Origin of the sequence: Streptomyces sp. TRM68367, assembly GCF_014495685.1 — a bacterium.
Lineage (GTDB): Bacteria > Actinomycetota > Actinomycetes > Streptomycetales > Streptomycetaceae > Streptomyces.
In genome coordinates, this window is record NZ_JACTVI010000095.1 from 30,849 (window position 1) to 31,174 (window position 326).

The following is a 326-nucleotide window of genomic DNA, read 5'->3' on the forward strand; positions in this document are numbered from 1 at the left end:
AGCCGATGGGCCGCAGGGAGCGCCAGCGGCAGAGGATCCGCTCCGCGATCCTGGGTGCTGCCCTGGAGCTGTTCGCCGAACAGGGCTATGTCGCGACGACCATCGACCAGATCGCGGAACGTGCCGACCTTGCCCGTCGGACCGTCTTCAACCACTTCCCCCGCAAGCGCGACATGCTGGATGCCTGGGCGGTCGAGCGCCGGCAGGTCGTGGCCGCCCGGCTGGGCGATGACGGCGTCCACCGAGCCCCCGCCCGCCGCCAGCTCGAACTCCAGATGGAGGTCCTGGCCAAGGTGAACGAGGAGAACCCCAGGATGGCCCGGGTC

1 protein-coding gene is annotated in these 326 nt (G+C 70.2%); it reads left to right on the forward strand.

Annotated elements, in window-relative coordinates:
* Nucleotides 1–326 (forward strand): helix-turn-helix domain-containing protein (locus tag H8R17_RS36815; protein ID WP_316959637.1); only part of this gene is annotated, 326 nt, incomplete at both ends.